Origin of the sequence: Verrucosispora sp. WMMC514 (assembly GCF_027497295.1) — a bacterium.
GTDB classification, from domain to species: domain Bacteria; phylum Actinomycetota; class Actinomycetes; order Mycobacteriales; family Micromonosporaceae; genus Micromonospora; species Micromonospora palythoicola.
This window is the reverse complement of record NZ_CP114906.1, coordinates 4291877-4318088: the sequence shown is the minus strand read 5'-3', so window position 1 is coordinate 4318088 and position 26212 is coordinate 4291877. Positions and strand designations below refer to the sequence as shown.

Below are 26212 nucleotides of genomic sequence, written 5' to 3'. Positions count from 1 at the left end.
CGGTCAGCCCCGGTCGACCGGTCGCGCGGACAGTTCGTGCACCAGGGCGACCACCCGGGTCAACACCTCCGGGTCGGTCTCCGGCAGCACGCCGTGGCCGAGGTTGAACACGTGTCCCGGCGCGGCCCGGCCCTGCTCCAGGATCCGGCGCACCTCCGCCTCCACCACCGGCCACGGTGCCAGCAGCAGGGTCGGGTCGAGGTTGCCCTGCACCGCCCGCTCCGGCCCGATCCGGCGGGTCGCGACGTCCAGCGGCGTACGCCAGTCGACGCCGACCACGTCGGCGCCGGCCTCACCCATCGCGCCGAGCAGTTCGGCGGTGCCCACCCCGAAGTGGATCCGGGGCACACCGGTGTCGGCGAGCCCGGTCAGCACCTTCGTCGAGTGGGGCAGCACGAACCGGCGGTAGTCGGCCTCGGAGAGCGCGCCGGCCCACGAGTCGAACAGCTGCACCGCCGACACACCGGCCTCGATCTGCACCCGCAGGAACGCCAGGGTCACCTCGGCCAGCCGGCCGGCGAGGGCGTGCCACAGCTCCGGCTCACCGTGCATCAGCGCCTTGGTCTTGGCGTGGGTACGCGACGGACCACCCTCCACCAGGTAGCTGGCCAGCGTGAATGGGGCCCCGGCGAAGCCGATCAGCGGAGTGTCGCCCAACTCCTTGACCAGCAGCCGGACCGCCTCGTCGACGTAGTCGACGTCGTCGCGGCCGATGAGCCGGATCCGTTCGACGTCGGCGGCGGTCCGCACCGGCTCGGCCACCACCGGACCGGTGCCGGGCACGATGTCCAGATCGACCCCGGCGGCGGCCACCGGCACCACGATGTCGCTGAACAGGATCGCCGCGTCCACGTCGTGCCGGCGTACCGGCTGAAGGGTGATCTCGGTGACCAGGTCGGGCCGGCGGCAGGACTCCAGCATCGCCACGTTGGCCCGGATCTCGCGGTACTCCGGCAGCGACCGGCCCGCCTGCCGCATGAACCAGACCGGGGTGTGCGGCACCGGCCGGCGGCGGCACGCCCGCACGAAGGGCGAATCGGCGGGCCCGCCGGGGCGGGGTTCGTCGTCTCGGGCGGCGGTGCCCGTGGTGTCGGTGGTCATCGCGGCAATCGTGCCACGCGGCCGATCGCCACCCCCCGCCCACCGCCACCTTTGTGACGTGGAAGGGGAAGACCAACGCCGTCGACAGTCGTGGATCACCGGGGTGCCGATCTCGGCGTGCCGACGCGACCGAACCGGTACGGCGGCTTAGGCTGCGGGGCATGGCCCCCCCGATCGCGCTTCCGGACACGTTCGCCCGCGCGGTCGCGGGGCTCCGGTCGGCGACGCCCCGGCCGGAGATCCTGCTGGAGGAGGTGGGGGCACCCCAGCGGCTGGCCCCCTACTCCTTCGCACTCTCCGCGTCCGTGCTGCGCGACGGCGACGAGGTGGCCAGCGGGCGGCTGATCCTGCTGCACGATCCGGCGGGGCACGAGGCGTGGCAGGGCACGCTGCGGCTGGTCACCTACGTGACCGCCGAGATGGAGGTGGACCTCGCCGCCGACCCGCTGCTGCCCGGGGTGGGATGGACCTGGCTCACCGACGCTCTCGACGCCCAGGACGCCGGGTACCGGGCCATCGGCGGGACGATCACGCAGACGATGTCGACCCGGTTCGGTGAGCTGGCCGGCCCGCCCGCGACCGGCGACGTGGAGATCCGCGCCTCCTGGACGCCGACCGGCGTCGACCTCGCTGCCCACCTGGACGCCTGGTGCACCCTGCTGGCCTCCACCGCCGGCCTGCCGCCGCCCGGCGTCACCGCCCTGCCGGAGCGCCGCCCGGCCGCCACCGGCTGAGCCGGCCTGCCCGGTGCCGGCCGCGCCGGTCCCGGCCGGGCGGCCGACACGCGGCGGGGCGGGTGGCGGCACTCGATCCACTCGCGCACTAGGGTTGGCAGGTGACCGACGAACCACCCCTGCGCCGTCGGGCCGCCGCAAGCCGTACGGGAAACGACACGCAGCACCCGCCGTCGGCGCGGTCGGAGCCCTCGGACGCGGGGACCGAGCCCACCGGCGGCGAGTCCGTGCCGCTGACCGCGCCCCGCGAGGGCACCCCCGAACCAGTCGCCACCCCGGATCAGCTCGCCGAGGTGGTGGCGCGATTCGCCAGCGGTGCCGGCCCGGTGGCCCTGGACGCCGAACGCGCCTCCGGCTACCGGTACAGCCAGCGCGCGTACCTGGTGCAGCTACGCCGCGCCGGTGCCGGTACCGCGCTGATCGACCCCCTGCCGCTGCCCGACCTGAGCGCCCTCGACGCCGCGATCGCCGGGACGGAGTGGGTGCTGCACGCGGCGAACCAGGATCTGCCCTGCCTCGCGGAGCTGGGACTGCGGCCACGCCGGTTGTTCGACACCGAGCTGGCGGCGCGGCTGGCCGGCTTCGAGCGGGTGGGTCTCGCCGCCCTCACCGAGCAGTTGCTCGGATTCAGCCTGGAGAAGCACCACTCCGCGGCGGACTGGTCCAACCGGCCACTGCCCGAGTCCTGGCTGACCTACGCCGCGCTGGACGTCGAGCTGCTGACCGACCTGCGCGACGCGCTCGACGCGGAGCTGGCCCGGCAGGGCAAGTCCGAGTGGGCGGCCGAGGAGTTCGCCGCGCTCGTGGCCAGCGGCGCCCGACCGCCCCGGGTACGCGCCGAACCGTGGCGACGGACGTCCGGGATCCACCGGGTCCGGGGCGCGCGGGCGCAGGCCCGGGTCCGGTCCCTGTGGTACGCCCGGGACCAGATCGCGGCTCGGCGGGACTCGGCACCGGGCCGGGTGCTGCCCGACTCGGCCATCGTCGCGGCGGCGGAGTTGGATCCGAGAGACGAGAAGGCGCTGCTCACCCTGCCCGGCTTCGGTGGTCGGTCGGTGCGGCGGCTGGCGCGTACCTGGCTGGCGGCGCTGGATGACGCGCGGCAGTTGCCGGACGACGCCCTGCCCGTGACGCCGACCGTGGAGGGGCCACCCCCGCCGCACCGGTGGGCCGAGCGGGATCCGGTCGCCGCCGGCAGGCTGACCCGCTGCCGGGAGGTGGTGTTGCGGGTGGCCGGCGAGCACAACCTGCCCCCGGAGAACCTGATCTCGCCCGACACCATCCGCCGGGTCGCCTGGCAGCCCCCCGAGGAGATCACCGAGGCGAGCGTCGCCGAGGCCCTGCGCGCCCACCACGCCCGCGAGTGGCAGATCGCCCTCCTCCTCCCCCACCTCCCCACCGCCCTCACCCCCACCCCCTGACCCCCCTCCCGCGCCCTCCCGGTTTCACCCCGATGATCAAGAAGTTTGCGTCAGCCGCACGGCGTGTCGTTGACGCAAACTTCTTGATCACCCGCAGTGCTGGCTGGACGGGGGTCGGGTGGGTGGGTGGGTGGGTGGGTGGGTGGGTGGGTGGGTGTGGGGTGGGTTACAGGGGGAGGTGGCGCGGGGGTTATTACTGGCGAGTAGCATCGGGGAAACGCCAGTGCTGGCGACCTTTGTCCGGTCCGTCGTGCGCCTGCGGCGCGACGAGCCGGATCGTGGTCGAATAGGAGGCTCATCGTGCCCCGTGAAGTCCGGGATGTCGTCTTCGTCGACGGTGTCCGCACCCCCTTCGGCAAGGCGGGTGGCATGTACGCCAACACCCGCGCCGACGACCTGGTGATCCGCTGCATCCGCGAACTGCTGCGCCGTAACCCGCAACTGCCGCCCGAGCGGGTCGAAGAGGTGGCGATCGCCGCCACCACCCAGATCGGCGACCAGGGCCTGACCATCGGCCGCACCGCCGCGCTGCTGGCGGGCCTGCCCAAGACCGTGCCGGGTTTCGCCATCGACCGGATGTGCGCCGGGGCGATGACCGCCGTGACCACCGTCGCGGGCGGCATCGCCATGGGCGCCTACGACATCGCGATCGCCGGTGGCGTCGAGCACATGGGCCGGCACCCGATGGGCGAGGGCGTCGACCCCAACCCGCGCATCATCGCCGAGAAGCTTGTCGACCCGTCCGCGCTGGTGATGGGCTCCACCGCGGAGAACCTGCACGACCGGGTCCCGCACATCACCAAGCAGCGCACCGACGCGTTCGCCCTCGCCTCGCAGCAGAAGACCGCGAAGGCGTACGCCAACGGCAAGCTCCAGGACGACCTGGTGCCGGTGGCGATCCGCGACGAGGAGAACGGCTGGGGCCTGGCCACGGTGGACGAGGCGCCCCGGGACACCTCGATGGAGAAGCTCGCCACCCTCAAGACCCCGTTCCGTCCGCACGGCAAGGTCACCGCGGGCAACGCGGCCGGCCTGAACGACGGTGCCACCGCCAGCCTGCTCGCCGACGAGGCCACCGCCCGTGAGCTGGGCCTGCCGGTGGCGATGCGGCTGGTGTCGTACGGCTTCGTCGGCGTCGAGCCGGAGGTGATGGGGGTCGGCCCGATCCCGTCGACCGAGAAGGCGCTGCGCATCGCCGGCCTGACCATCGACGACATCGGCCTGTTCGAGCTGAACGAGGCGTTCGCCGTGCAGGTGCTGGCCTTCCTCGACCACTTCGGCATCGCCGACGACGACCCGCGGGTGAACCCGTGGGGCGGCGCGATCGCCATCGGTCACCCGCTCGCCTCCTCCGGCGTACGGCTGATGACCCAGCTCGCCCGGCAGTTCGCCGAGCACCCCGAGGTCCGTTACGGCATCACCGCCATGTGCATCGGCATCGGCATGGGCGGCACGGTCATCTGGGAGAACCCGCACTGGACCGGGTCCGCGCAGGAGGGTGGCGACAAATGAGCATCACCGCACCGAACGAGGTCGTCACCAGGGCACTGCTGCGGCAGGTGAACGTGCCGGGGCTGGACCGCCCGGCCGCCCTGATCACCCTCGACAACGGATTCGACCACACCAAGCCGAACACCTTCGGCCCCGGCGGCCTGACCAGCCTGGACGAGGCGATCAGCGCCGCGCTCGCGGCCGACCCGGCGTTCATCGCGGTCACCGGCAAGCCGTACATCTTCTGCGTCGGCGCGGACATCACCGGCCTGCCGCAGCTCGCGGACCGCGAGCAGGCGCTGGAGATCGGCCGGCTGGGCCACCGGGTCTTCGCCCGGCTCAAGGACAGCTCCGTGCCGACCTTCGCCTTCGTCAACGGCGCGGCGATGGGCGGCGGTCTGGAGCTGGCCCTGCACTGCCACTACCGGACCCTGTCGGCCGGCGCGACGGCGCTGGCGCTGCCGGAGGTCTCCCTCGGCCTGATCCCGGGTTGGGGCGGCACCCAACTGCTGCCGAACCTGATCGGCATCCCGGCCGCCACTCAGGTGATCATCCAGAACCCGTTGATGCAGAACAAGATGCTCAAGCCGAAGCAGGCCGCCGAGCTGGGCATCGCGGACGTGCTGCTGGAGCCGGCCGACTTCCTGGAGCGGTCCCTGGAGTGGGCCGCCGGTGTCGTCCGGGGGCAGGTCGAGGTGACCCGGCCCGAGGTCGACAAGGACATGTGGGCCGGTGTGCTGTACTTCGCCCGGCAGACGCTTGACCAGCGGTTGCACGGCGCGGTTCCGGCCGCGTACCAGGCGCTCGACCTGCTGGAGACGGCGAAGGACGCGGACTTCGCCACCGGCACCGCCGCGGAGGACGAGGCCCTGGCCGACCTGGTCTTCTCCGAGGAGCTGCGCAGCGGGCTGTACGCCTTCGACCTGGTGCAGCGGCGGGCCAAGCGGCCGGCCGGCGCGCCGGACAAGGGCCTGGCCCGCCCGGTCACGAAGGTCGGCATCGTCGGCGCCGGTCTGATGGCCAGCCAGCTGGCGCTGCTGTTCGCCCGCCGCCTCCAGGTGCCGGTCGTGCTGACCGACCTGGACCAGTCGCGGGTCGACAAGGGCGTGGGCTACGTGCACGCCCAGATCGAGAAGGCGGTCAGCAAGGGCCGGATGGACAAGGGCACGGCCGCGAAGCTGTACGGCCTGGTGTCCGGATCGGTCGACAAGTCCGTCTTCGCCGACGCCGACTTCGTCATCGAGGCGGTCTTCGAGGACCTGAGCGTCAAGAAGCAGGTCTGGGCCGAGCTGGAGAAGATCGTCAAGCCGGAGGCGGTCCTCGCCACCAACACCTCCTCGTTGTCGATCACCGAGATGGCGGCGGAGCTGGAGCACCCGGAGCGGGTCGTCGGTTTCCACTTCTTCAACCCGGTCGCGGTGCTGCCGCTGCTGGAGATCGTCCGGGGCGAGCGGACCGACGACGCCACCCTGGCCACCGCGTTCGCGGTCGGCAAGCAGCTCAAGAAGTCGAGCGTGCTGGTGAAGGACGCTCCGGCGTTCGTGGTGAACCGGCTGCTCACCCGCTTCCTGGGCACCGTGTTCGCCGCCGTCGACGCCGGCACCCCGCTGGAGGTCGCGAACCGGGCGCTGGACCCGCTGGGTCTGCCGATGCGCCCCCTCGCCCTGCTCCAGCTGGTCGGACCGGCGGTGGCCTACCACGTGGGCGGCACCCTGCACGCCGCGTTCCCGGACCGGTTCGGGGTCAGCGAGAACCTCAAGCGGATCGCCGACTCCGGCCAGCCGATCGTCGTCGACGACGAGATCAACGCCGAGGTGGCGAAGCTGCTGGTGGTCGGCGACCAGCCGCTCACCGAGGAGCAGGTACGCCGCAACGCGCTGGACGCGCTGGCGCAGGAGATCCGGCTAATGCTGGACGAGGGCGTCGTCGCCGAGGCGCAGGACATCGACCTGTGCATGATCCTCGGTGCCGGTTGGCCGTTCCACCTGGGCGGCGTCACGCCGTACCTGGACCGGACCGGCACCAGCGAGCGGGTCACCGGTAAGCGGTTCCTGCCACCCGGCGCGGCCAGCCTGGCCGGCTGAGCGGCGACGAACCACACCGATCGCGGTGGTCACCCGACGAGGTGACCACCGCGAATCGCTTTCTCGTGGTGCTGCTGGTGCGGATGCGACACCTGGCTACGATGACCGGTCCACCCGAAACCCAGGAGCTGACCGCATGTCCCACCCCTCGGACGAGCACCAGAACCCGCCGCCCGCCGGTCCGTATCCGCCCCCGGGCGGGTACCCCCAGCAAGGTCCCGCCCCGTACCCATCGGCTGGCGCCCAGCCGGTGCCGCCGCAGCAACCCGGCCAACCGGCGCCCGGCACCTACCCGCCGCCCGGCCAGCCGTACCCCGCCGGTCCTGCGCCGGCCGGGCCGGGGCAGACCGGTCAGGGATTTCCCGGCCCTGGATTCCCCGGCCCCGCGCCGGCCGGTCCGCCGAAGAAGAAGTTCCGGGTCGGGATGATCGTGCTGATCGTTCTCGCGGTCCTGCTGGTGCTCTGCGTCGGCGGTGGCACCGCCGTCTGGTTCGCGGTCAAGGACGACGTCAGCGAGGCGGTGGACGCCACCCGGACCCGGATGGTGGCCCCGGACACCCTGGCCGGCCGACCCAAGAACACCGACCCGGAGTTGCAGCAGGCGGCCGACGACATGGTTCGCGACATCCGCTCGACGGTGAGCAACGAGACCAGCGCGGTGGGCGCCTTCTACGGTGACCCGGCCGCCGAGGACCTTGTCATGATCGCAGGCGCGTCCGGCCTGATGTCCGACCCGAAGCAGGAACTCGACGCGGCGGTCCAGGGCCTCTCCGCCGACCTGGGCCTCAGCAACATGACCTCGGTCGATCCAGGTCCGCTCGGCGGTGAGGCCAGCTGCGGCGACGGCCTGACCGAGGACGTGCCGCTGGGTGTCTGCACCTGGGCCGACCGGGGCAGCGTCGGGCTGATCGTGATGTTCTTCTCGTCCCGCGCCGACGCCCAGGCCGAGTTCGTCACCATCCGCGGCCAGATCGAGCAGCGCGACTGACCGCGGCCGGCAACCGGGCGGCGGAGGAGACCCCGCCAGCCCTGTTGCCGGCCGTTTCGCGTCGCGCGCCGGGGTCGGTCGAGTCCGACAGGCGCCGCGTCAGGAGGTGGCCGCGTCGTAGTCGTCGCGGTGCGCGAGAACCTCGCCCATGTGGGCCTGAGCCCAGTACCTGATCTCGCGCGTCGTGCGGTGCAGCGACAGGCCGAGGTCGGTCAGCTCGTAGGTGACGGTGACCGGGACGGTCGGCGTCACGGTACGGGTGAGCAGGCCGTCACGTTCCAGCGAACGCAGGGTCTGGGTCAGCATCTTCTGACTGACGCCGGCCAGCAGGCGGGCAAGCTCGGAGTAGCGCATCGCTCGCGGCGCTCCCGGACCCTGCGGAGCCGCGTCACCCCCCAGTGCACACAGGATCAGCACCACCCACTTGTCCGAGATCCGGTCGAGCAGCTGGCGGCTGGGGCAGACCGCGAGGAACGCGTTGTACTCCTCCCTGGCCTGCGCCTGCCGCTGGGCCGTCTTCGTCGTCGCCACCGAGCGCCCCTCTCACTGCTGGATGGTTACGCACTTTAGAGTGCCTACTTCCCGCTGGGAAGTTCCTCTCCAACACTGAGGCAGGCAAGCGAAACATGCCACCGTCTCCGCAGCGAAGAGGGCCACACCATGAGCACTCCTACTCCTTCCCTTCCCGGCGGCGCCTGGATGCTCGGCGACCGGACCGTCACCCGGTTCGGGTACGGCGCCATGCAACTCGCCGGCCCCTGGGTGATGGGGCCACCCGCCGACCGTGACGAGGCACTGGCCGTGCTGCGCGAAGCCGTCGACCGGGGCATCACCCACATCGACACCAGCGACGCCTACGGACCGCACGTCACCAACGAACTGATCCGCGAAGCGTTGCACCCCTATCCCGAGTCGTTGCTCATCGCCACCAAGGTGGGGGCGGACCGGGACGCACAGGGCGGCTGGCCGACGGCCCGCCGACCCGAGGATCTGCGCCGGCAGGTGCACCAGAACCTGCGCTCTCTCGGGGTCGACACCCTCGACCTGGTCGACATGCGGATGGGTGATGCCGAAGGCCCCCAGCCCGGCTCGATCATCGAGGCGTTCGAGACCCTCGCCGCGCTCCAGCAGCAGGGCCTGATCCGTCATCTCGGGGTCAGCAACGTCACCGCGGAACAGGTCGCCGAGGCCCGGGCCGTCGCCCCGGTGGTGTGCGTGCAGAACATGTACAACCTCGCCCACCGCCACGACGACGACCTCATCGAGCAGCTCGCCGCCGACGGCATCGCCTACGTGCCGTTCTTCCCGCTCGGCGGCTTCTCGCCGGTGCAGTCCGAGGCGCTCTCGGCGGTAGCCGCCCGGCTGGGCTCGACACCGATGTCCGTCGCCCTCGCCTGGCTGGTGCAGCGCGCACCGAACATCCTGCTGATTCCCGGCACGTCCAAGGTGGCGCACCTGCGGGAGAACATCGTCGGCGCGGGGCTCTCGTTGTCCGCCGAGGACGTCGCCGCCTTGGACGGCATCGGCCGGTGATCGGTATGCCGGACTGACATCGGAGCGGCGGCACCCCGCCGCTCCGATGTCCCGGCGTCGCTCCGCTCAGCCGTCCGTCGCGGCTTCCTCCGCCGACTGCCGGGCCGCCGCCTTCTCGGCGGCGCTGCGCAGTACGCAGAACTCGTTGCCCTCCGGGTCGGCGAGCACCACCCAACCGGCACCGGTCGGCCCGATGTGGTCGGCGATGTGCCGGGCCCCGATGCCGAGCAGCCGCTCGACCTCCTCGTCCCGGGTCCGGTCGGTCGGTTCCAGGTCGAGGTGCAGCCGGTTCTTCACCGTCTTGCCCTCGGGCACCGCCAGGAACAGCACCTCCGGACCACCCGGCGGCAGCAGCATGGCCTCCGGGTCACCCGGGAAGTCGTCCGGCTGGCGGGGGCACTCGAAGACCTGGGCCCAGAAACCGGCCAGGGCGTACGTGTCGTGACAGTCGATTCCGATGTTGTGAATCCGTGCGCTCATGTGTCGTCCTCGTGGTGTTCGCCACCGGCGTCGCAGCCCTGCCGGTCGCCAACCGACACCGCCGGGGCCGGCGAGCCTACGAGAGGCGCGACACGGCATGGCGGGGTCGGAGGCGGCGCTGCGGGCACGGACGTCGGGGCAGTCAGAACTGGCGTGTCTGGTCCGCTGAGTGGCGGGACAGCGATCCCGCTACGGGTGCCCCGCGAGGATGAGCGGTCAGCCGGCAAGGCGGGGCGCGGACAGCATCATGATGAACATCGACGCACCCCCCCTCCCTGGTCGGGCTGACCTCGTGATCATCGCACTGCCACGCCTCGGGGAGCAACCCGGAGCGACCACCAGCCCGACTCGACGATCGACGGCATCAGTGCAAGGGCCAGAAGTTGGCGCGCACTACCCGCCGGGGCCAGGACTGAAATCATTCACCCTCGGCGCTATTTGCCCTAGCTAGCAGCAATACGGCCGACAGAATGAAAAGTCCGCCAGAAAAAGCCGTCAGTATACGCTCCTGCGGACGATCAAGACCTGCTAGAACCTGCGAGAGCGTCACAGCAGCCATCGCACCTAACGTGGTCCACAAGAGCCAGGTGGGAATGGATTTCAAGCCGGCAACTCCTCTTCAGAACCAGAATCAGAATAGCCAGAGCGAAGGTGCAGAAATGCCCGACATTCCGCGAAACCAGGGCCAGCCGCCGCTACCTACCGCCCCGCTCGAGGCTGACGGCGAGCAGTACGCCAGGCACCGATAAGCCCTACAAAACCAGCCAAAGCTGCAAAACCAGCGAGAAGTGGCCGGTCTGCAAAAATAGCCCAAATCCCTCCGAGAAAGCATACGACTGAAAGGGCAACCTGGAACCAGGCCGGCCAGTAGGTGTCTTTCATCCCTGCTCCCTCTTCTTATGACCCAACATAAGGACGACAGCCACGGCTCGTCCAACATCGGACGGATGGCGGTCTACACGCCACGCATCAGTTGCCGCTGCTATGCGCGCTCTGCTTCTTCCGTTACCCGCTTGAGGCCAGCCCGCAAACCACCTCGCCGGTGCTGGCGCGGGGCTTGGCTACTATCGACTGATCCCTGGCGACGCCATGTTCCGCCTTCGAACTGCGGCTACCGAACTGCGCTGCCGACCGGGCACCGTGATCCCTCGGGTACGGTGCCCGGTCGGCAGTCAGCTCTGCATACCGCAGTCAGGGTTTCTTCTCTCCCGTAACCGCCGTGATCACTGCGAATAACGCCACAACCAGAACAGCGCCGCCGAGAATGTACGCGCTTAGGTTGCCATCTGCCACGACCATGAAGACGCTTGAGGCGACAGCGAGGAGACCGAAGGCGATCACGAGAACAACCGCCACCCTGTTCGTCAGGTCCACGGCTTGACCCGCTTCTCGGCCGACCAGGCCGAGGCCTCTACGGCGACTAGCGGCACGGTAAGCCATAACGATCGCTGCAAGTGCGGCAATAAGCGCAAGACCGAACAAGTAAGGGTGATCAACTGTGAATGCGTAAAGTCCAGTTGAGAAGCACGCGACCGACAGGACGATCCATAGCCAAACCGGCCCGTAGCTGTTTTTCATCACTTCCTCTTCCTTGCCAGCGCGGACTGCCCTTTGATCCCGAGCCATCTATCCGGTCTGGGGACCCGATGGGTCGGGAGAAAGGAAGTCGACGCCCGTGACGATTGCCGAGATACCACTGATCAGGCAACCCGCTGCCGGTAGCCAAATCTGCGCTCCCGGCAATGGCACGAACACAGATAGCTGTAGCCCGATCTGGAATCCGCCGGCACATGCGGTCACCAAGGTCAAAAAATCCGAGGCGTTCTGTAACCAATCTTGGCCGGTAGGGTCGATGTTGTTGGTTGGGTTGCAGCCAGCGTACGCGTACCGATTACCCTTTTGCGGGTTGCCGATGAAGCTGAGGTTGTCCTGCTGGGTGAAGCGGCCTTGGGTGGGGTTGTACCAACGTTGGCCGAACTTGGTGTAGCCGGTTGCGGGATCGTAGGTGCCGCCAGCGTATCGGAGGATGTTGGCCTGCCCGAGGCCAGATTCCGAGGCGGTCAGCGTGTTGCCGTACGGGTCGTAGGTGTAGTTGGCGGACAGTGAGCCGTCGGCTTTGACGGCGGCGACGACGGAGCCGAGGCCGTCGAGGACGAAGGCGTGGTCGGTGGTGCCGATGCGCAGGCCGAGCGGGGTGCCGAGGCCGTCGCGTTCGACGTAGGCGTTCAGGTTGACGCCGTTCTTCCAGGACTGGAGCCACGGCATGCCGTGCTGGTCTTCGTACCCGTAGGTCAGGTTGATGCCACCGGCGCGGGTGAGTTCGACCTGGTCGGTGCCGGCGTAGCCGTAGGTGGTGGTGCCGGTGGTGGTGGCAGTGGTCATCTGCCGGGCGGCGTTGTAGCCGATGCCGCTGACCGCCGGCGTGCTGGTCCGGGTCTGGTTGCCGCGGGTGTCGTAGGTGTTGTTGGTGGTGGTGACCTGGTTGGCGCTGTTGTAGGTCAGGGTCTGGGTGGTGGTGCCGTCGACCTTGACGGTCTCCCGGTTGCCATTGGTGTCATAGGTGTAGTCGTAGGTCTTGGCATGGTGGTTGGCGGCCTTGGTGAGTCGGTCGCCCTTGTCGTAGGTGTACTGGGTGACCTGCCCGCTGGCTTCGTTCTTCTGCCACTGCCGTATACCGGTGTCATCGGCCTTGGCGGTGGAGCAGGGCTGCCCGAAGACGTACTTCGCGTAGCAGTAGGTCACGTCGAAGACGGTGGCCGGGGTGCCTGAGTTGCGGGTGGCGGTGATGCGCTTGGGCCGGTCGGATTTGTCGTACGTGGTGGTGACGCGCAGGGCCCAGGTGCTGTTGGTGTCGTTGGTGGCGAACCACATGTTGGTGCGGTTGCCGTCCTTGTCGTAGGCGAAGTTGTAGCGGGTGCCCCCGGCGGTGTCCATCCGGACCAGCCAGTTGCGGGTGTTGTAGTAGTACTTCGTGGTGCCGCGCCCGTCGACGAGTTCGTCGAGGTTGCCGGCGGCGTCGGGGCGGTAGGTCTGCTCCGGGGTGCCGGGGGCGGTGCGCTTGCGCAGGCGGTTGAGCTGGTCGTACTGGTAGATGGTGGTGCCCGTGGCATCGGTACGGATCAGCAGGTTCCCGGAGCCACCGTGCTCGTAGGTGACCGTCCCGGTGGCGGCGCAGCCGGAATAGCTGGTCTTCGTCAACCGGTCGTCGAGGCTGTATTCGTAGGTGGTGGTGCAGCCCCCTGCGGTCTCGGTGCGCAACCGGCCGTAGGTGTCGTAGGTGAACGTCTTCGCCGACAGGTTGTTTCCGGTCGGCGGCGTCATCGTCTTGAGTTGCTTGTCGCTGTCATAGCTGTAGGTCGTGGAGTTGGTGCCGTTTCCGGGGTCGGTGGACGACTTGACGGTGCCGTCGCTGTTGTAGTCGACCTTCGCCTCGGCGGCGAGGGCATCCGTGCTGGAGGTCTTGTTTCCGGCACCGTTGTACGTGTAGGTGGAACTGTTGCCCTGCGTATTGATTGACGACGACGGCTGGAAGTTCGCCGTCGGATTCGTCGAGGTCGCCGTGTTCGCGTACGCGGCCGACGCGCTGGCACCGGTGGGCGATTCGGACTTCGTCTGGGACTGGCCGCTGTTGGCGCCGTGAGTGTTGGTGGTTGTGCCGCCCTCGGCGGAGACGCTCGTCGCGACGTCGCTGAACGGGGTGTACGTCTTGCTACGGCTGTTCCCGGCCGGGTCGGTGACCTTCGTGACCCGCTTGTTGGAGTTCAGTTCGTAGGTGGTGTGCGGCACCGAGGTGACCGGCAGCGACAGATCCTGCCGGGGGTCAGCCACGTTGGTGACCGCGGAACTGGTATAGGCCAGGCGGGTGGTGGAGCCCTTCATCGTGGCGTTGTCGGTGACCTGGGTCAGCGACGTCACCCGGTGCTGCCCGTCGTAGGTGATCGTGACGAAGGTGTCGTCCTCCATGAGGATCTTCGTCAGGTCACCGGCGGTGTCGTACTCGAAAGACACCTTGCGCCAGGTCGCACTCTGGATCGTCTTGAGCCGGTTGTTGGCGTCGTAGCTGTAGGACACGTCTCGCCAGTTGCCGTCGCTGCCGGTGTGCCGGTAACGGGTCAACCGGTCACCGGTGTAGGTCACCGCTGCCGTGCGCACCGACCCGACGCCCCGGTTCGAGGTCACTGTCGACATCTTCCCCCCGCTGTAGGAGAAGTCGACCACGTTGTCGTTACGGTCCTCGGTCTTGTCCAGCGTCCCGTCGGAGGTAAAGAACAACTCCTTGCCGCTGTCGTTCTCGGTCAGCTTCCAGCCCGTGCCGTTGCGGGCCAGCTTTGCCTTGAACTCACCCGGCGAGGTGTAGCCCGAGCCCGACGCGGTGAACTTCCCGACCACCCCGTCGGTGGCCACGTAGGTGACCGAGTTGTCGTCGGTGGCCTCGATCAGCCGTACGTCCACTCCGGAGCGGGTCCGCCACCCGGGGCCGTGCGCCCCGTTGGCGATGTCGCTGCCCAACAGCAGGCTGTTGAACGACGCTCCGAGGGTCACGTTCTCCGCGATCCCCGGCAGCGTCAACTCCGTGCTGGTCAGCAGCAGATTCCCGGAGCCGACGTTCACCTTCGCCTGCAGTCGGTCGGTCAACGAGAACGACAACTGCGTACCGTTGCGCACCGGCCCGGTGCCCTTCGGCACCGACGGAGCGGCACCCGCCACCATCGCCCGCGCCGCCGGCTGGGACGCGGAGTCGAACAGCCACACGTTCGGCCCCGACTGCGGCGACACCACTGGCTCAATTCCGGCGGACGGCGGACCCGCAGCCTCCGGCGCAGCCTGCACCGGCAGCGCAACCAGGGTCGACGCGGCGATGAAAACCGACGCCACCCCGACACTTACCTGACGAGATAACACACACCCTCCTAATATGAAATTCGGCGGGCCGATCCCGCCGAACAAAAAATCACCTGCAAATCGCCAAAAGAGCGCACGATGCCGCGCGACGCATCACAGAACTGGGAATGCACCGCTCAGCAGATAGAATCAGGCGACTTGCTTCAGTTCATCACCCTCATGAGGCGACAGATCATCCCGCCGACTCGGCGGCAGCGACGCGAGAATGAGCAAATCGCGGTCGACTCTGCGAGACGCCCGAATCAACGCCCACGTGGCGTACAAACTCAGGAGAAGACAAAATAGTCCGACAGCAGCCGCCCTCATGGACAGCACACAATGGCATAGCGCACGAAGCTCCCCGTAACAGCTCGTCCAGCCGATAGTTGCTTCACGACAAGCTATAGCAGTGCTTGAATCGGATCAATGCAAGTTACAAACTGCAAGGAGCTTCCATCCCAAACCGGTCAATAAGAATCTTTGGTATCACAGCCAGTTACTTGTGACAGTCCTATCCGAGTGGCGGCGAAGAGGCACGCACCCACATGCACCGGGTCGCCGCGATGGGCTGCCCGCGACGCACCCAGCCGACGATCCGCAGTGCAGTTCCTGCGGCGACACGTCGGTCAGGTCGGCGATGGCGTCGTAATAGTGGGTCGCCATCGCCAGGGACAAGCCGGACACGTCCGGACCGTACGCGTGCAGCAGGTGAGCCCGAACCGTGCCGCAGGGCCACGCGTCGTCGCACCCGGCGCAGTCCCAGGAAGGGCGGTCCGGGCGGTGTCGGTCAGGGTCGGGCGCGACGACGAACCGCAACCGATCGCCTGCCTCCCCCTCGGTCACCGCGCGCCGGCCAGGCACGCCCTGATGGCGGCGACGAGCACGTACGCCTCCCAGCAGTGATGGCGTCCGCAATCGGGATGCCGGTGGTCGCAGACGTGCGCGTGCGTCAGGACCAGTCCGCCGGCGACCTGCCGGCTCACCGCGACCACCGACACGAGCACGTCGCGCCCGGCGGCCCTACCCGGCTCCGGATACCACTCACCGGCCAGCAGGAGCAGCACCTGGCCGGGCGGCACCTCGAGGTCTACCGGCACGTCGCACCCCTTCTGTCGTCGGGAGGCTGCGGTGACCGTGCGGCACCGTCACGGACGGGGGATGCCAGGTACGGCTGGCCCGGTCACCGCAGCCCTGAGGACGCCCGCAGCTACCCGCCTCGACCACGACGTCAGCGACGAGTAGCGCTTCGTCCCCTTCGGTTCCGGCCAGTCGGCGCGGACCCGAACGTAGGTTGCCGACTACCCTGCGTGTGCGGAAAGGTGTGAGCAGTCCGGTTGGCCGCCGACCTGCTCGATGGCTTGCCGGCCGAGCACCGCAACGAACTGCTGCTCACCGTGGCCAGGCAGGTGGCGGACGCCGTTCCGGCAGGTGAGCGGCGGCGGCCCGCGTACGGGGAATTGACCGCCCGCGTCGGCGCATAGGCTGCCCGTCATGGCCATCGCCTACGCCCGGCACACCAGCCTTACCAGCGCTTTGGTGGAGGCCCTCGCCGACCTGTACGCGGTGGTGTACGCCGAACCTCCCTACGAAGAGGGGCCGGACGAGGTGGCCGGCTTCCGCGGCGGCCTACCCGAGCAGGCCGAACGCGGGGGCTTCACCCTGCACACCGCCCACCAGGGTCGGGCGTTGATCGGGGCGGCGTACGGATGGACGATGCCGGCCGGGGTGTGGTGGCGCAACGCCGACCGGAATCCGCCCACCGACATCCACGCCGCCGACAAGCTCGCGGTCATGGAATGGATCGTCCATCCGCGGTTGCGCGGCCGAGGTGTCGGTGCTGAGCTGATGCGACGACTGCTCGACGGGCGGCCGGAGCCGGTCGCGACCCTGGCAGCCAACCCGGAGTCGGCCGCCCGAGGCATGTACGAGCGAGCCGGGTGGGTGCAGGTGGCGAGGTCGATGTTGCCGTGGGGCACGCCGATGGACGTGTTGGTGCTGCGGCTACCCGCCGGCGGCGTCCACGGATGACGGCGACGGGTCAGCGGGCGGCCTCGGCCGCCGGCAGGCTTACCGTCACCTCCAGGCCGCCGCCGGGCTGCGCGACGGCGGTCACCGTGCCGCAGTGCGCGTCGCAGACCGCGCGCACGATGGACAGGCCGAGGCCCGACCCGCGCGCCCCGGTACGTTCCCGGCCGCCCCGCCGGAAGGGCTCGAACAACCCCGGCACGTCGGCCGGGTCCACCTCGAAGCCGGTGTTGCCCACCACCAGCCAGGACCGCTGCCCGTCCGAGCCGGTCCGCACCCAGAGCCGGCCGTGCAGGTGGTTGTAGCGGACCGCGTTCTCGATCAGGTTGCCGGCCAGCCGGTCCAGCAGCCCGGGATCACCCACCACCGGTGCCGGCTCCAGCGACGTCTGGACCGCCAGCTTGATCCGCTCCACCTCCCGGCGTACCGCGGACAGCGCGTTGACGGTGCCGGCGGCCAGGTCGAACTCGCTGCGCCGGCCGAGCCGTTGGCCGGCCTGCGCCTCGCTGCGCGCCAGCACCAGCAGCGCGTCGACCAGCCCGTTGGCGCGCTCGGAGGCGTCGCGGACCACCGTCGCCATCCGGCGGTACTCGGCCGCGTCCGCGTCGTCGTCGCTGAGCGTCACGTCGATTTCGGTACGCATCACCGCCAGCGGCGTACGCAGTTCGTGCGAGGCATTGGCCACGAACCGTCGCTGCGCCTCGAAGGCGGCGGCGATCCGGTCCAGCATGGCGTCGAACGTGTCGGCCAGCTCGGCCACCTCGTCGTCCGCCCCGGAGTAGCCGATCCGCTGGTCCAGCGTGGTTTCGCCGAGCCGGCGCGCGGTGGCGGTGACCTGGTGCAGCGGGCGCAACGCGCGCCCGGCGACCGCGTACGCCCCGACCACGCCGACGATGCCGATCGCCAGCAGCGCGGCCAGCCCCTTGGCCAGCAGTTCCCCGGAGGCCGCGTCGACGAGCCGCTGCTGCCATGCGGCGGCCTCCAGGGTGCTCCCGTCGGCGAGCACCACCGTGGTGCCGGGCAGCAGCTCGTCGGTGGGGCGCAACGCGTCCCGCACCAGCAGCCAGGCCAGCAGCACCAGGATCGCGCCGGCACCGACCAGCAGCACGCCGTTGAGCAGGGTCAGCCGCAGCCGCAGCGTGGGGCGTAACCGCAGGGAGGGTCGCCGCAGCGCGGGCAGCCGGCGGGCCGCGCCCGTCACTGCACGACCTCGGCCGTCCGGTAGCCGGCACCGACCACGGTCTCGATCAGCGGTGGATCACCGAGCTTGCGACGTAGCGTCATCACGGTGACCCGGACGATCGTGGTGAACGGATCGGTGTTGGCGTCCCAGACCCGTTCCAGCAGTTCCTCGCTGGAGACCACCGCACCCCGGGCCTTGAGCAGCTCGCAGAGCACGCCGAACTCCTTGTTGGTCAACTCGACCGGCACTCCGTTCCGGGTGGCGGTGCGGCGGGCCGGGTCCACCACCAGGTCCGCGATCTCCAGCACCGGCGGGGCCGCCGGGGTGGCGCGACGGCCCAGTGCCTGCACCCGGGCGACCAGTTCGTCGAAGGCGAACGGCTTCGGCAGATAGTCGTCGGCACCCAGTTGCAGACCCTCGACCCGGTCGGCGACCGTGCCACTGGCGGTCAACATCAGCACCCGGGTCAGTTCACCGGACGCGGCCAGCTCCGCGCAGATCTGGTCGCCGTGCCGGCCGGGCAGGTCACGGTCGAGCACCACCACGTCGTACCGGGTCACGAAGGCCATCTCGTGGCCGCTGTCGCCGTCGTACGCGACGTCCACCGCCATGCCCCGCTTGCGCAGCCCCCGCGCTATCGCGTCGGCGAGGTTGCGCTCGTCCTCGACCACCAGTACCCGCATGCCCGCCCCTTTTCCGCCCGCCGACCACCGACAACGTAACGCCGCCGACCAAGCCGCCCGGGACGGGTGCCCGGCACACCGGCCGGGACGCAGGCGCGAGCCGGTCGCCCGGCACGGGATCAGTCGGGCAGTTGCCAGATGCCGTAGCCACCGTCGCGCAGGCGGCAGCCGAGCAGGTCGTACCGGCTCTGGCAGTCACCGCCGGCGTCGGGCAGCAGGTCGAGCCGGCGGGCCGGTGCCCCGGTGGGATCGAGCCGGGCCAGCACCAGCCCCACCTCGGCCACCGGACGCACCACGAGCACCTGCGGCGTGTACTCGTAGCGGGCCACCATGTTCCACGAACCGTGCTCGGTCAGGGTCGCGCCGGTGTCCAGGTCGAGGGTGAGCATCTCGTTGGTGTTCCGCGCCACCGCGAGGACGTTGTGCTCGTCGACCAGCACGAGATCGAGAATGTCGTCACTGCTCCAGCGCAGCGCCCCGGTGGCCGGGTCGAGGACCTGCAACCCGCCGCCGGCCAGCCCGGCGCAGAGCAGTGGCCCGCAGCCGGTGACGTAGGTCGCCGTCGGCACGGTCACCTGCCAGCGCTGGGCCAGGCCGTCGACGCTGAGCGCGGTGATACTGCTGGAGTTGCGTACCACCGTCACCAGGTCGCCGGTCACCCACGCCTGCTGGTAGCCGCTCGCGTGGTCGGCGGACGGTGCCAGGCGGTGCCGCACCGTCCCGGTCGTCGGGTCGATCACCTGGACCTCGCCGTCGACCGTGGCCACCACGATGCCGTCGAGCGTTCCGTCGTCCCGCTGCCGGTAGTCGACGCTGGCCGCCGACAACGACATGGACCACACCTCACGGGCGTCGGCCAGCTCGATCACCCTCAGCACGTTCGGCTCGCTGTCGGTGAAGGTACGCAGCAGCGCCCGGCCGGGCAGGTCGAGAACCGCGATGCCGGGTACCCGCCAGCGTTCCTCGCCGGTGTGGGCGTCCAGTCGCAGCGTCTGGCTGGTGCCGGCGTCCTGCCGGCCCATGGCGACCAGGACCCCGGCGTCGGCGACCGGATGTACCCGGTAGACCCGGTTGCCCAACGGCACGGGCACCCGCCACAGCGGTGTCAGCCGCTGCGGGGCGTCGGTGGGCCGATCGGGACGCGGATAGGCGAGCAGTTCCTGGCTGCCGTCGGTCGCCTCGGGCACCGGGGAGACGGTGAAGACCAGACCGGCGGCGATGAACAGATCGCTGCCCAGGGCCGCGGGCACGATCGCGTGGATCCGCCCGGCCGGCGGTGCGCCGCCCGCCAGGGTCAGCAGCGCGACGAGTGCCACCACCACGATCGCCAGCCGGCGGCCACCCGGCCCGGACCGACGGCGTGACACTGGCGGATCGGTCTGCTCGGTCAGCTCACCGAGGTCGATCAACGTCACGCCTGTCCTCCCCTGACACACACCGGACGCGCGGCGGGTTGGCGTGGTTCCGCCTGTACGATGGCCCGTCGTGGCTGTGCCGGTGGTGAATCCCTCGCTGAACCCCGTCTCCGAGACCGTCGAGACGCGATCAACGACAACACGTCCCCGGCGACGACTGACACGCGCCGACGTGCTGGCCATCGGAGCCTACGTGCTGCTCGGCGTCGTCGTCTGCCTGAACTACTGGGCGGACGTGAACAACCGGGTCTCGTCGCACCTGCCCACCGACCACAGCTGGTTCGAGTGGCTGTTCGCACACGGTGCGTACTCGGTGCAGCACCTGGAGAATCCGCTCTTCACCGCCCGGCAGAACGCCCCGGACGGGGTGAACATGATGGCCAACACCTCGCTGCTCGGGGTGACGCTGCCGTTGGCGCCGCTGACCATGCTGCTCGGTCCCCAGGTGGTCTACGCGCTCTACCTGGGTGGGGCGTTGGCCGCCACCGCCGGCACCTCGTACTGGATGCTGTCGCGACACCTGGTGCGCTCCCGGGCGGCGGCCTTCGTGGGCGGCGCCTTCCTGGGCTTCGCGCCCGGCATCGTGCACCACGCCAACGGCCAGCCCAACTTCGTCTCCAACTTCCTGCTGCCACTGATCGTGGTGCGGGTGTTCCGGCTGGTCGAGCCGGGCCGGTGGCGGCGCAACGGGCTGGTGCTGGGGCTCCTGGTCGCGTACCAGATCTTCATCAACGAGGAGATGCTGCTGCTCACGGCGCTGGCCTGCCTGGTCGTCGTGATCGCGTACGCGGCGATGCGTCCGCGCGTGGCGTGGGCGCGGGCCGGCACGTTCGCGGCCGGACTGGGTCTCGGCGGTGCGGTGGCGCTGCTGCTGACCGCCTACCCGATCTGGTTCCAGTTCAACGGCCCGCAGTCCTACCGGGGGCTGCAGGGCGGGGTGTTCCACAGCTGGGGCGAGGACGTCGTCGCCTTCGTCACCTTCCCCCGCGACACCATCGCCGGTGACGAGGCGGTGGAGGCGACCATCGGCATGACCGAGCAGAACACCTGGTTCGGCTGGCCGCTGGTGCTGCTGTCGGTGGTGGCCCTGGTCCTGCTGGTCCGCCGCTCGCTGGTGGCCCGGATCCTGGCCGTGCTGGTGGTGGTCTTCTCGGTCGCCGCGCTCGGCCCGGAGATCCGGTTCAACGGCGAACTGACCGGGATCGCCGGCCCGTGGTCGTACATCCCGGCGGACCTGCCACTCGTCGAGATGATGATGCCGACCCGGCTGACCCTGGTGACCACCGCCGCGCTCGGCGTGCTGCTGGCACTGGCCTGGGACGCGGTGGCCGGCAGCCACCGGTCACCGGTGCCGGCTCCCCGGGCCCCGCAGTCCGTGGCCACCGACCGGCGGCGGCTGCGCTGGCAGCACGTCGTCGGGTACGCCGCGATCACTCTCGCCCTGCTGCCGCTGCTGCCCCGTCCGCTGCCGGCCGAGCCGATCGACGCGCCGCCGACCTTCATCACCTCGGGGGCCTGGCGACCGTACGTGCCGGACGGTCGCACACTGGTGCCGGTGCCCATCCCCAGCAACGTGCACGGCCTGTCCACGCTGCGGTGGAGCGCGCTGACCGGGCACGACTTCCCGATCCCGGCCGGCTACTTCATCGGCCCGAACGAGGACGGCGAGGGTGTCTTCGGCGCGCCGAACCGGCCCACCAGCACCCTCATCTACCAGACCATGGACGCCGGTGAGCTGCCCGAGATCAGCGACGAGAACCGTCGGCAGGCGGTGGCGGACCTGCGCTTCTGGCGGGCGTCGGTGGTGGTGCTCGGCGCGCATCCCCGCGAGCCGGTGCTGCGGGAACTGCTGACCGCCCTGCTGGGCGAGCCACAGCGGGTCGACGACGTCTGGCTCTGGGACGTACGCGACCGGGTGTGACGCGACCACCGCACGGGTATCGACCGTCGAGAGTGGACGGGGGTGCGGGATGAGTCAAGACGGATCGACGCAGCAGCGGGTGCGGCGGGGACGCCGCCGCTTTCTGCTGGTGGTGGTCGCAACGATGGTCGCCTCCTTGGTCTTGGGTGCCGCTCTCGCGGCGTCCGGTGTCGTCGCCGTGGACTCCGATTTCTGGGACGGTGGCCCGCCGGGCTGGGCGCAGGTCCTCGGCGCGGTGTTCACCGTCGGCGGGCTGGTCTTCGCGGTGGGCGGCTTCTGGTGGCTGGTCCGCAGCGGCTACTACCGCCGCAACGCCCGCTCGGTGCTGTGGGCGCAGAGCTGGTCGCGCCGCCGGCAGCTGGTCCGGCAGGTACGTGGTGACGCCCCGTACCTGGACGAGGATCTGCGCCTGCTGCGTCGGGTCGCGGCGCAGATGGTCGATCAGCCCGGTTTCCTGCTGCCCATGGCTGCCCTGAGCCTGGTGCAGGTCGGGCAGGCATTCTTCCAGTGGGCGCCGGCCTTCGTCATCATCGCCGCCGTCATCACCGGGGGGTTCGCGGTCGCGGCCGTCGCGGTGGTCCGCGACGCGCGCCGGGCGAGGGCGTTCCTGGCGGCCGAGCCCGCTGACGACGCAGTTCCGCAGCTCTGACGACGGGAGTGCTGGTCGGCACGGGTGGCCCGGCGAGCGGATCAGCCCGGGTCGGCGGGGTGGTGCGGGCCGGGCAGCGGCTCGGAGACGTGGGCGGTGACGATGCGCCAGCCCTCCGGTAGGCGCACCCAGGTCTGGGTCTGCCGGCCGGTGGTGGCGCCGCCGGCGTACCCGAACCGGGTCGTGACGACGGCGAGGTCCGCGCCGAACGCGGTGACCACCGTGTCGACCAGCCGGCGGCCGGGCGGCAGCGGTGGTTGACCGGCCCGCCACTTGCGCTGCTCGTCGAGCCCGTACTGGTGGTCGGCGAGGCCGAAGCGCACGGTGGCCCCGGAGTCCCAGAAGTATCCGCAGATCCGGTCGACGTCGCCGGCCACCAGCGCCCGCTCGTAGCCGGCGAAGGCCGACGTCACCTCGGCGACCACGTCCGTCCGGTCGATCTCCATCCGGCGAGGGTCCTTTCTGACGGCGGGTGGGACGTGGGGTGGGCGCACCCGGCCGGGCGGCGGCGGGCTGGTGCGGGCCGCACCGCCGCCCGGCCGGAGCTCAGTTGTTCACCGCCGGTTCGCGCTTCTCGTCGCCGGCCGGCGCGCCGGTGGCCACCGCCGGGCCGGTGCCGGCGGGAGTCGCGGGTGCCGGAGTGTCCCCGCCGTGCAGGCGGTCCAGTTCGGCCTCCTCCGGCTCGGGCACCCGGGGCGGGTACTTGCCGAGCGCGAAGATCGCGCAGATCACCGCCACGAAGAGGTAGCCGAGCGCCACCTGTCCGTTGGCGTTCCACTGCACCTCCTCGCCGTGGATCAGGCCGATGAAGGCGAGCACCGCGCCCGAGGCGGCGAAGATGGCCGCCTGGACGAAACGTTTGTCGATGATGAAGGCGACGATCGCGCCGAGCACCAGACCGGCGAGGATCGCCCCCTCGCCGAGGATCCGCAGGCCGTCGTAGACCACCCCGGCGCCGGCCAGGGCCTCGTCGCCCACCTCGGCGGCGGTGGTGCCGGCCGCCGCCAGGGCATTGTTCATCTGCCCGGTCGCCCACGCCGCGATGTTGGGTATCAGGGCCGCGACCACCGCCGCGGCGTGCGCCCGGGGTGTCGCCTGGAACGCCTGGGCGCCGATCAGCAGCCCGATGTAGAGCAGGATGGGCACGATCGCCGCGGTCGGGAAGATCGCGCCGAGCAGGGAGAACATCCCGAGGAAGCAGAGCAGCGCGATGACGACCCCGGTCGCCATCGAATAGCCGGTACGCCCACCGGCGGCCTTCCAGCCCGGGTGGCCGACGTATACCGCCGGGGGAAACGGCGAGCCGAGGGCGGAACCGATGACCGCGCCGGCACCGTCGGCGAGCAGCACACTGCGCAGGTTGTAGTTGTCCCCGGCGGTGGCCGCGCTCTCCACGTTCGTCATCGCCTCGGTGAAGTTGTAGACCCCCAGCGGGATCGCGGTCGCCAGCAGCGGCGCCATGTCGGAGAGCCCGCGCAGCAGCAGGTCGAGCTGGAAGGTGGGCACGGCGAACGCGATGTCCCGGGCCGCCGCGGTGACGTCCGGCACCGACATCGCCCCGCCGAGCCAGCCGATCGCCGTACCGAGCAGCAGGGCGGCCAGCCCGATCGGGAAGTTGAACGGCAGTTTGACGTCGGTCAGCAGGCCGATCAGCAGCAGCGCCAGGACGGGCAGGGCGATCCAGGCCAGCCGCCACATCTGGCCGGCCGGGTTCATCGAGATGAAGGTGATGGAGATGCCGGCGAGCGTGCCGAGCAGCGCCGCGCGCGGCGTGTAGCGACGGATGTACGGGCCGACGAACGCGCCGATCAGCACGATCACGCCGATGATGAAGGCCCAGGCCAGCCCGGCTTCCCAGGCGCGCACCGGGTCACCGGTGCTGAGGTAGATGGGCAGCATGATGACGAAGATGACGATGAACATGTGCGGCACGCTCGGCCCGTACGGCAGGGCGGTCACGTCGGAGCGGTTCTCCCGCCGGGCCAGCCGACGGGCCAGGTGGGTGTAGTAGATGTTGCCCGCGACCAGGGCGATGCCGAGGGCCGGCAGGATCGTGCCGAACACCTCCCGCTCCGGCAGGTTCACCACGAAGAGGCAGAGCCCGGTCAGGGTTAGCACATTTACCAGGACGTTGACGCCGAAACCGAAGAACGCGTTGGTGTCGCCGCGTACCCAGTACGGCAGCGACACGACGGAGGGTCTGGTGGGGACCATGGCTGCTCCCGGTCAGGAGGAGGATTGCAACACGGGGGTGGTGGGCAGCACGGCGAGCACGTCGGTCGAGTCGGCGACCCACCCGAAGATGCCGCCCTGGGCGGCGATCATGTCGAGCCCCACCCGATGGAACTCCGGGAAGTAGGACCCGACACAGTCGGCGAGCACGAGGCACTCGTACCCACGGTCGTTGGCCTCCCGGACCGTGGTGTGCACGCACACCTCGGTGGTCACCCCGGTGACCAGGAGGCTGTGGATGGTCCGCTCGGCGAGCAGGGCGTCCAGCCCGGTGGCGTGGAAGGCGCCCTTGCCCGGCTTGTCGATGACCGGCTCGCCGGGCAGCGGCGCCAGCTCGTCGACGATGTCGTGGCCGTACTCACCCCGCACGAGGATGCGGCCCTTGGGCCCGGGGTCACCGATCCGCTTGCTCGGCAGGCCCCGGTTGAGCTTGGCCGGTGGGCAGTCGGAGAGGTCGGGCAGGTGCCCCTCCCGGGTGTGCACGATGGTCAGTCCGGCGGCCCGGGCACCGGACAGCAGCGTCGTCAGCGGCGCGATGGTCCGCCGCAGCTGGCCGACGTCGTTGCCCAAGCTCTCGCCGAAGCCGCCGGGCTCCAGGAAGTCGCGTTGCATGTCGATGACGAGCAGCGCGGTGGTCGCAGGGTCGAAGGTGTACGGGAAGGGCCGCGCCGCGGCAACTGTCAACATGGCTCACCTCACATGGTCGTGGCGGCGATGACGGCGTCGGAGGTGGCGACGCAGCCGAACACGCCGCCCTGCATGGTCACCATGTGCAGCGCGGCGTCGTGGTTGTCCTTGTCGGTGGCACCGGTGCAGTCGGCGAGGATCAGGCACTCGTAGCCCCGGTCGTTCGCCTCGCGCATCGTGGTGTGCACGCAGACGTCGGTGGTGATGCCGGTGAGGATCAGGTGGGTGATGCCCCGGGTACGCAGCACCAGGTCGAGATTGGTGGCGTAGAAGGCGCCCTTGCCGGGCTTGTCGACGATCACCTCGCCGGGCGCCGGGGCGACCTCGGGCACGATCTCCCAACCGGGCTCGCCCTTGACCAGGATCCGTCCGCACGGGCCCGCCCCGCCGATCTCGGCGCCGATCTGCGCCGACCGCCAGCGCTTGTTCGCCGGCAGGTCGGACAGGTCGGGGTCGTGGCCCTCCCGGGTGTGCACCACGAGCATGCCGAGCGACCGGGCGTGCTCCAGCAGCCGGGCGGTGGCCGGCAGCCCCGCCCGGGTGAGGCCGATGTCGTAGCCCATCGCGTCGACGTAGCCGCCCGGGCCGCAGAAGTCGGTCTGCCAGTCGATGCAGAGCAGTGCGGTACGCGCGGTGTCGGCCATGCCGTCGTACGGCCACGGGTAGGGGTTCGCCGTTACCGGCCCGATGCTGCCCATCCTCTC

At 70.2% G+C, this 26212-nt stretch carries 24 protein-coding genes; 10 read left to right on the top strand and 14 right to left on the bottom strand.

What is annotated here, in order from left to right:
• Window positions 1–3: 3 nt before the first annotated feature.
• On the bottom strand, window positions 4–1101 hold the full coding sequence (gene hemE / locus O7597_RS20145) for a uroporphyrinogen decarboxylase (RefSeq protein WP_281580393.1): 1098 nt from the start codon (window positions 1099–1101) through the stop codon (window positions 4–6).
• Window positions 1102–1262: 161 nt separating this feature from the next.
• On the opposite strand from hemE, the gene O7597_RS20140 reads away from it, so the two are divergent.
• The 5 genes from O7597_RS20140 (at window position 1263) to O7597_RS20120 (ending at window position 7819) form a co-directional block, all read left to right on the top strand.
• Complete coding sequence (locus tag O7597_RS20140; RefSeq protein ID WP_269739199.1) at window positions 1263–1835, top strand: DUF3000 domain-containing protein; 573 nt, start codon at window positions 1263–1265, stop codon at window positions 1833–1835.
• A gap of 101 nt (window positions 1836–1936) precedes the next feature.
• Complete coding sequence (locus O7597_RS20135) at window positions 1937–3256, top strand: ribonuclease D (RefSeq protein ID WP_269739200.1); 1320 nt, start codon at window positions 1937–1939, stop codon at window positions 3254–3256.
• 300 nt (window positions 3257–3556) lie between these two features.
• Window positions 3557–4768: an acetyl-CoA C-acyltransferase gene (locus O7597_RS20130; protein ID WP_269739201.1), complete on the top strand. Its 1212-nt coding sequence runs from the start codon at window positions 3557–3559 to the stop codon at window positions 4766–4768.
• Window positions 4765–6831: a 3-hydroxyacyl-CoA dehydrogenase NAD-binding domain-containing protein gene (locus tag O7597_RS20125; RefSeq protein WP_269739202.1), complete on the top strand. Its 2067-nt coding sequence runs from the start codon at window positions 4765–4767 to the stop codon at window positions 6829–6831. Before O7597_RS20130 ends, O7597_RS20125 begins: the two co-directional genes overlap by 4 nt.
• Window positions 6832–6967: 136 nt before the next feature.
• Entirely contained in the window at window positions 6968–7819 is an 852-nt protein-coding gene (locus O7597_RS20120; RefSeq protein WP_281580392.1) for a hypothetical protein, read from the top strand.
• Window positions 7820–7918: 99 nt separating this feature from the next.
• Here the strand turns inward: O7597_RS20120 and O7597_RS20115 are convergent, their stop codons facing one another.
• Window positions 7919–8350: a helix-turn-helix domain-containing protein gene (locus O7597_RS20115; protein ID WP_281580391.1), complete on the bottom strand. Its 432-nt coding sequence runs from the start codon at window positions 8348–8350 to the stop codon at window positions 7919–7921.
• 129 nt (window positions 8351–8479) lie between these two features.
• Between O7597_RS20115 and O7597_RS20110 the strand changes: the two genes are divergently transcribed.
• Complete coding sequence (locus O7597_RS20110; RefSeq protein WP_281580390.1) at window positions 8480–9352, top strand: aldo/keto reductase family oxidoreductase; 873 nt, start codon at window positions 8480–8482, stop codon at window positions 9350–9352.
• A gap of 66 nt (window positions 9353–9418) precedes the next feature.
• Here O7597_RS20110 and O7597_RS20105 read toward each other — a convergent pair whose 3' ends face one another.
• From O7597_RS20105 to O7597_RS20085, 5 genes are all read right to left on the bottom strand, one after another.
• Complete coding sequence (locus O7597_RS20105) at window positions 9419–9832, bottom strand: VOC family protein (RefSeq protein ID WP_269739206.1); 414 nt, start codon at window positions 9830–9832, stop codon at window positions 9419–9421.
• 418 nt (window positions 9833–10250) lie between these two features.
• Window positions 10251–10436, bottom strand: coding sequence for a hypothetical protein (locus O7597_RS20100; RefSeq protein WP_281580389.1), 186 nt, complete (start codon window positions 10434–10436; stop codon window positions 10251–10253).
• Between the two features lie 587 nt (window positions 10437–11023).
• The gene (locus O7597_RS20095; RefSeq protein ID WP_269739208.1) at window positions 11024–11410 is read right to left on the bottom strand and encodes a hypothetical protein; all 387 of its coding nucleotides are present in this window, start codon (window positions 11408–11410) and stop codon (window positions 11024–11026) included.
• A gap of 48 nt (window positions 11411–11458) precedes the next feature.
• Entirely contained in the window at window positions 11459–14707 is a 3249-nt protein-coding gene (locus O7597_RS20090; RefSeq protein ID WP_281580388.1) for an RHS repeat-associated core domain-containing protein, read from the bottom strand.
• Between the two features lie 845 nt (window positions 14708–15552).
• Window positions 15553–15810: a hypothetical protein gene (locus O7597_RS20085; protein WP_281580387.1), complete on the bottom strand. Its 258-nt coding sequence runs from the start codon at window positions 15808–15810 to the stop codon at window positions 15553–15555.
• A gap of 237 nt (window positions 15811–16047) precedes the next feature.
• Between O7597_RS20085 and O7597_RS20080 the strand changes: the two genes are divergently transcribed.
• Window positions 16048–16194 (top strand): hypothetical protein, encoded by a 147-nt coding sequence (locus O7597_RS20080; protein WP_269739212.1) that lies wholly within the window; start codon window positions 16048–16050, stop codon window positions 16192–16194.
• A gap of 10 nt (window positions 16195–16204) precedes the next feature.
• Window positions 16205–16741 carry a GNAT family N-acetyltransferase gene (locus tag O7597_RS20075; protein WP_281580386.1) on the top strand — a complete coding sequence of 179 codons (537 nt, stop codon included), beginning with the start codon at window positions 16205–16207 and terminating at the stop codon, window positions 16739–16741.
• Between the two features lie 10 nt (window positions 16742–16751).
• Here the strand turns inward: O7597_RS20075 and O7597_RS20070 are convergent, their stop codons facing one another.
• The 3 genes from O7597_RS20070 to O7597_RS20060 all read right to left on the bottom strand — a co-directional run bounded on the left by O7597_RS20070 (window position 16752) and on the right by O7597_RS20060 (window position 20019).
• Window positions 16752–17939: a HAMP domain-containing sensor histidine kinase gene (locus O7597_RS20070; RefSeq protein WP_281580385.1), complete on the bottom strand. Its 1188-nt coding sequence runs from the start codon at window positions 17937–17939 to the stop codon at window positions 16752–16754.
• Window positions 17936–18604 (bottom strand): response regulator transcription factor, encoded by a 669-nt coding sequence (locus O7597_RS20065; RefSeq protein WP_269739215.1) that lies wholly within the window; start codon window positions 18602–18604, stop codon window positions 17936–17938. The genes O7597_RS20070 and O7597_RS20065 overlap by 4 nt, the downstream gene beginning before the upstream one ends.
• Window positions 18605–18723: 119 nt before the next feature.
• Window positions 18724–20019: a PQQ-binding-like beta-propeller repeat protein gene (locus O7597_RS20060; protein ID WP_269739216.1), complete on the bottom strand. Its 1296-nt coding sequence runs from the start codon at window positions 20017–20019 to the stop codon at window positions 18724–18726.
• A gap of 157 nt (window positions 20020–20176) precedes the next feature.
• Here O7597_RS20060 and O7597_RS20055 point away from each other — a divergent pair, with 157 nt between their 5' ends.
• Window positions 20177–21940, top strand: a complete 1764-nt coding sequence (locus O7597_RS20055) for a hypothetical protein (RefSeq protein WP_332317173.1) — start codon at window positions 20177–20179, stop codon at window positions 21938–21940.
• A gap of 49 nt (window positions 21941–21989) precedes the next feature.
• Complete coding sequence (locus O7597_RS20050; RefSeq protein WP_269739218.1) at window positions 21990–22589, top strand: hypothetical protein; 600 nt, start codon at window positions 21990–21992, stop codon at window positions 22587–22589.
• Window positions 22590–22630: 41 nt separating this feature from the next.
• On the opposite strand, the gene O7597_RS20045 is transcribed toward O7597_RS20050, so the two are convergent.
• From O7597_RS20045 to O7597_RS20030, 4 genes are all read right to left on the bottom strand, one after another.
• On the bottom strand, window positions 22631–23035 hold the full coding sequence (locus O7597_RS20045; RefSeq protein ID WP_269739219.1) for an AtzH-like domain-containing protein: 405 nt from the start codon (window positions 23033–23035) through the stop codon (window positions 22631–22633).
• 100 nt (window positions 23036–23135) lie between these two features.
• Entirely contained in the window at window positions 23136–24803 is a 1668-nt protein-coding gene (locus O7597_RS20040; protein WP_269739220.1) for a regulator, read from the bottom strand.
• A 12-nt stretch (window positions 24804–24815) separates the two neighbouring features.
• A complete protein-coding gene (locus O7597_RS20035; RefSeq protein WP_269739221.1) occupies window positions 24816–25508 on the bottom strand; it encodes an isochorismatase family cysteine hydrolase in 693 nt (230 codons plus the stop codon).
• 8 nt (window positions 25509–25516) lie between these two features.
• Window positions 25517–26206, bottom strand: a complete 690-nt coding sequence (locus O7597_RS20030; protein ID WP_269739222.1) for an isochorismatase family cysteine hydrolase — start codon at window positions 26204–26206, stop codon at window positions 25517–25519.
• Window positions 26207–26212 lie beyond the last annotated feature (6 nt).

Excerpts from the sequence above, each read along its gene's own strand:
- O7597_RS20050 (WP_269739218.1), top strand. The coding sequence starts at position 21,990 with ATGAGTCAAGACGGATCGACGCAGCAGCGGGTGCGGCGGGGACGCCGC.
- O7597_RS20035 (WP_269739221.1), bottom strand. The coding sequence starts at position 25,508 with ATGTTGACAGTTGCCGCGGCGCGGCCCTTCCCGTACACCTTCGACCCT.
- O7597_RS20095 (WP_269739208.1), bottom strand. The coding sequence starts at position 11,410 with ATGAAAAACAGCTACGGGCCGGTTTGGCTATGGATCGTCCTGTCGGTC.
- O7597_RS20120 (WP_281580392.1), top strand. The coding sequence starts at position 6,968 with ATGTCCCACCCCTCGGACGAGCACCAGAACCCGCCGCCCGCCGGTCCG.
- O7597_RS20140 (WP_269739199.1), top strand. The coding sequence starts at position 1,263 with ATGGCCCCCCCGATCGCGCTTCCGGACACGTTCGCCCGCGCGGTCGCG.
- O7597_RS20045 (WP_269739219.1), bottom strand. The coding sequence starts at position 23,035 with ATGGAGATCGACCGGACGGACGTGGTCGCCGAGGTGACGTCGGCCTTC.
- O7597_RS20110 (WP_281580390.1), top strand. The coding sequence starts at position 8,480 with ATGAGCACTCCTACTCCTTCCCTTCCCGGCGGCGCCTGGATGCTCGGC.
- O7597_RS20105 (WP_269739206.1), bottom strand. The coding sequence starts at position 9,832 with ATGAGCGCACGGATTCACAACATCGGAATCGACTGTCACGACACGTAC.
- O7597_RS20040 (WP_269739220.1), bottom strand. The coding sequence starts at position 24,803 with ATGGTCCCCACCAGACCCTCCGTCGTGTCGCTGCCGTACTGGGTACGC.
- hemE (WP_281580393.1), bottom strand. The coding sequence starts at position 1,101 with ATGACCACCGACACCACGGGCACCGCCGCCCGAGACGACGAACCCCGC.
- O7597_RS20065 (WP_269739215.1), bottom strand. The coding sequence starts at position 18,604 with ATGCGGGTACTGGTGGTCGAGGACGAGCGCAACCTCGCCGACGCGATA.
- O7597_RS20125 (WP_269739202.1), top strand. The coding sequence starts at position 4,765 with ATGAGCATCACCGCACCGAACGAGGTCGTCACCAGGGCACTGCTGCGG.
- O7597_RS20030 (WP_269739222.1), bottom strand. The coding sequence starts at position 26,206 with ATGGGCAGCATCGGGCCGGTAACGGCGAACCCCTACCCGTGGCCGTAC.
- O7597_RS20075 (WP_281580386.1), top strand. The coding sequence starts at position 16,205 with ATGGCCATCGCCTACGCCCGGCACACCAGCCTTACCAGCGCTTTGGTG.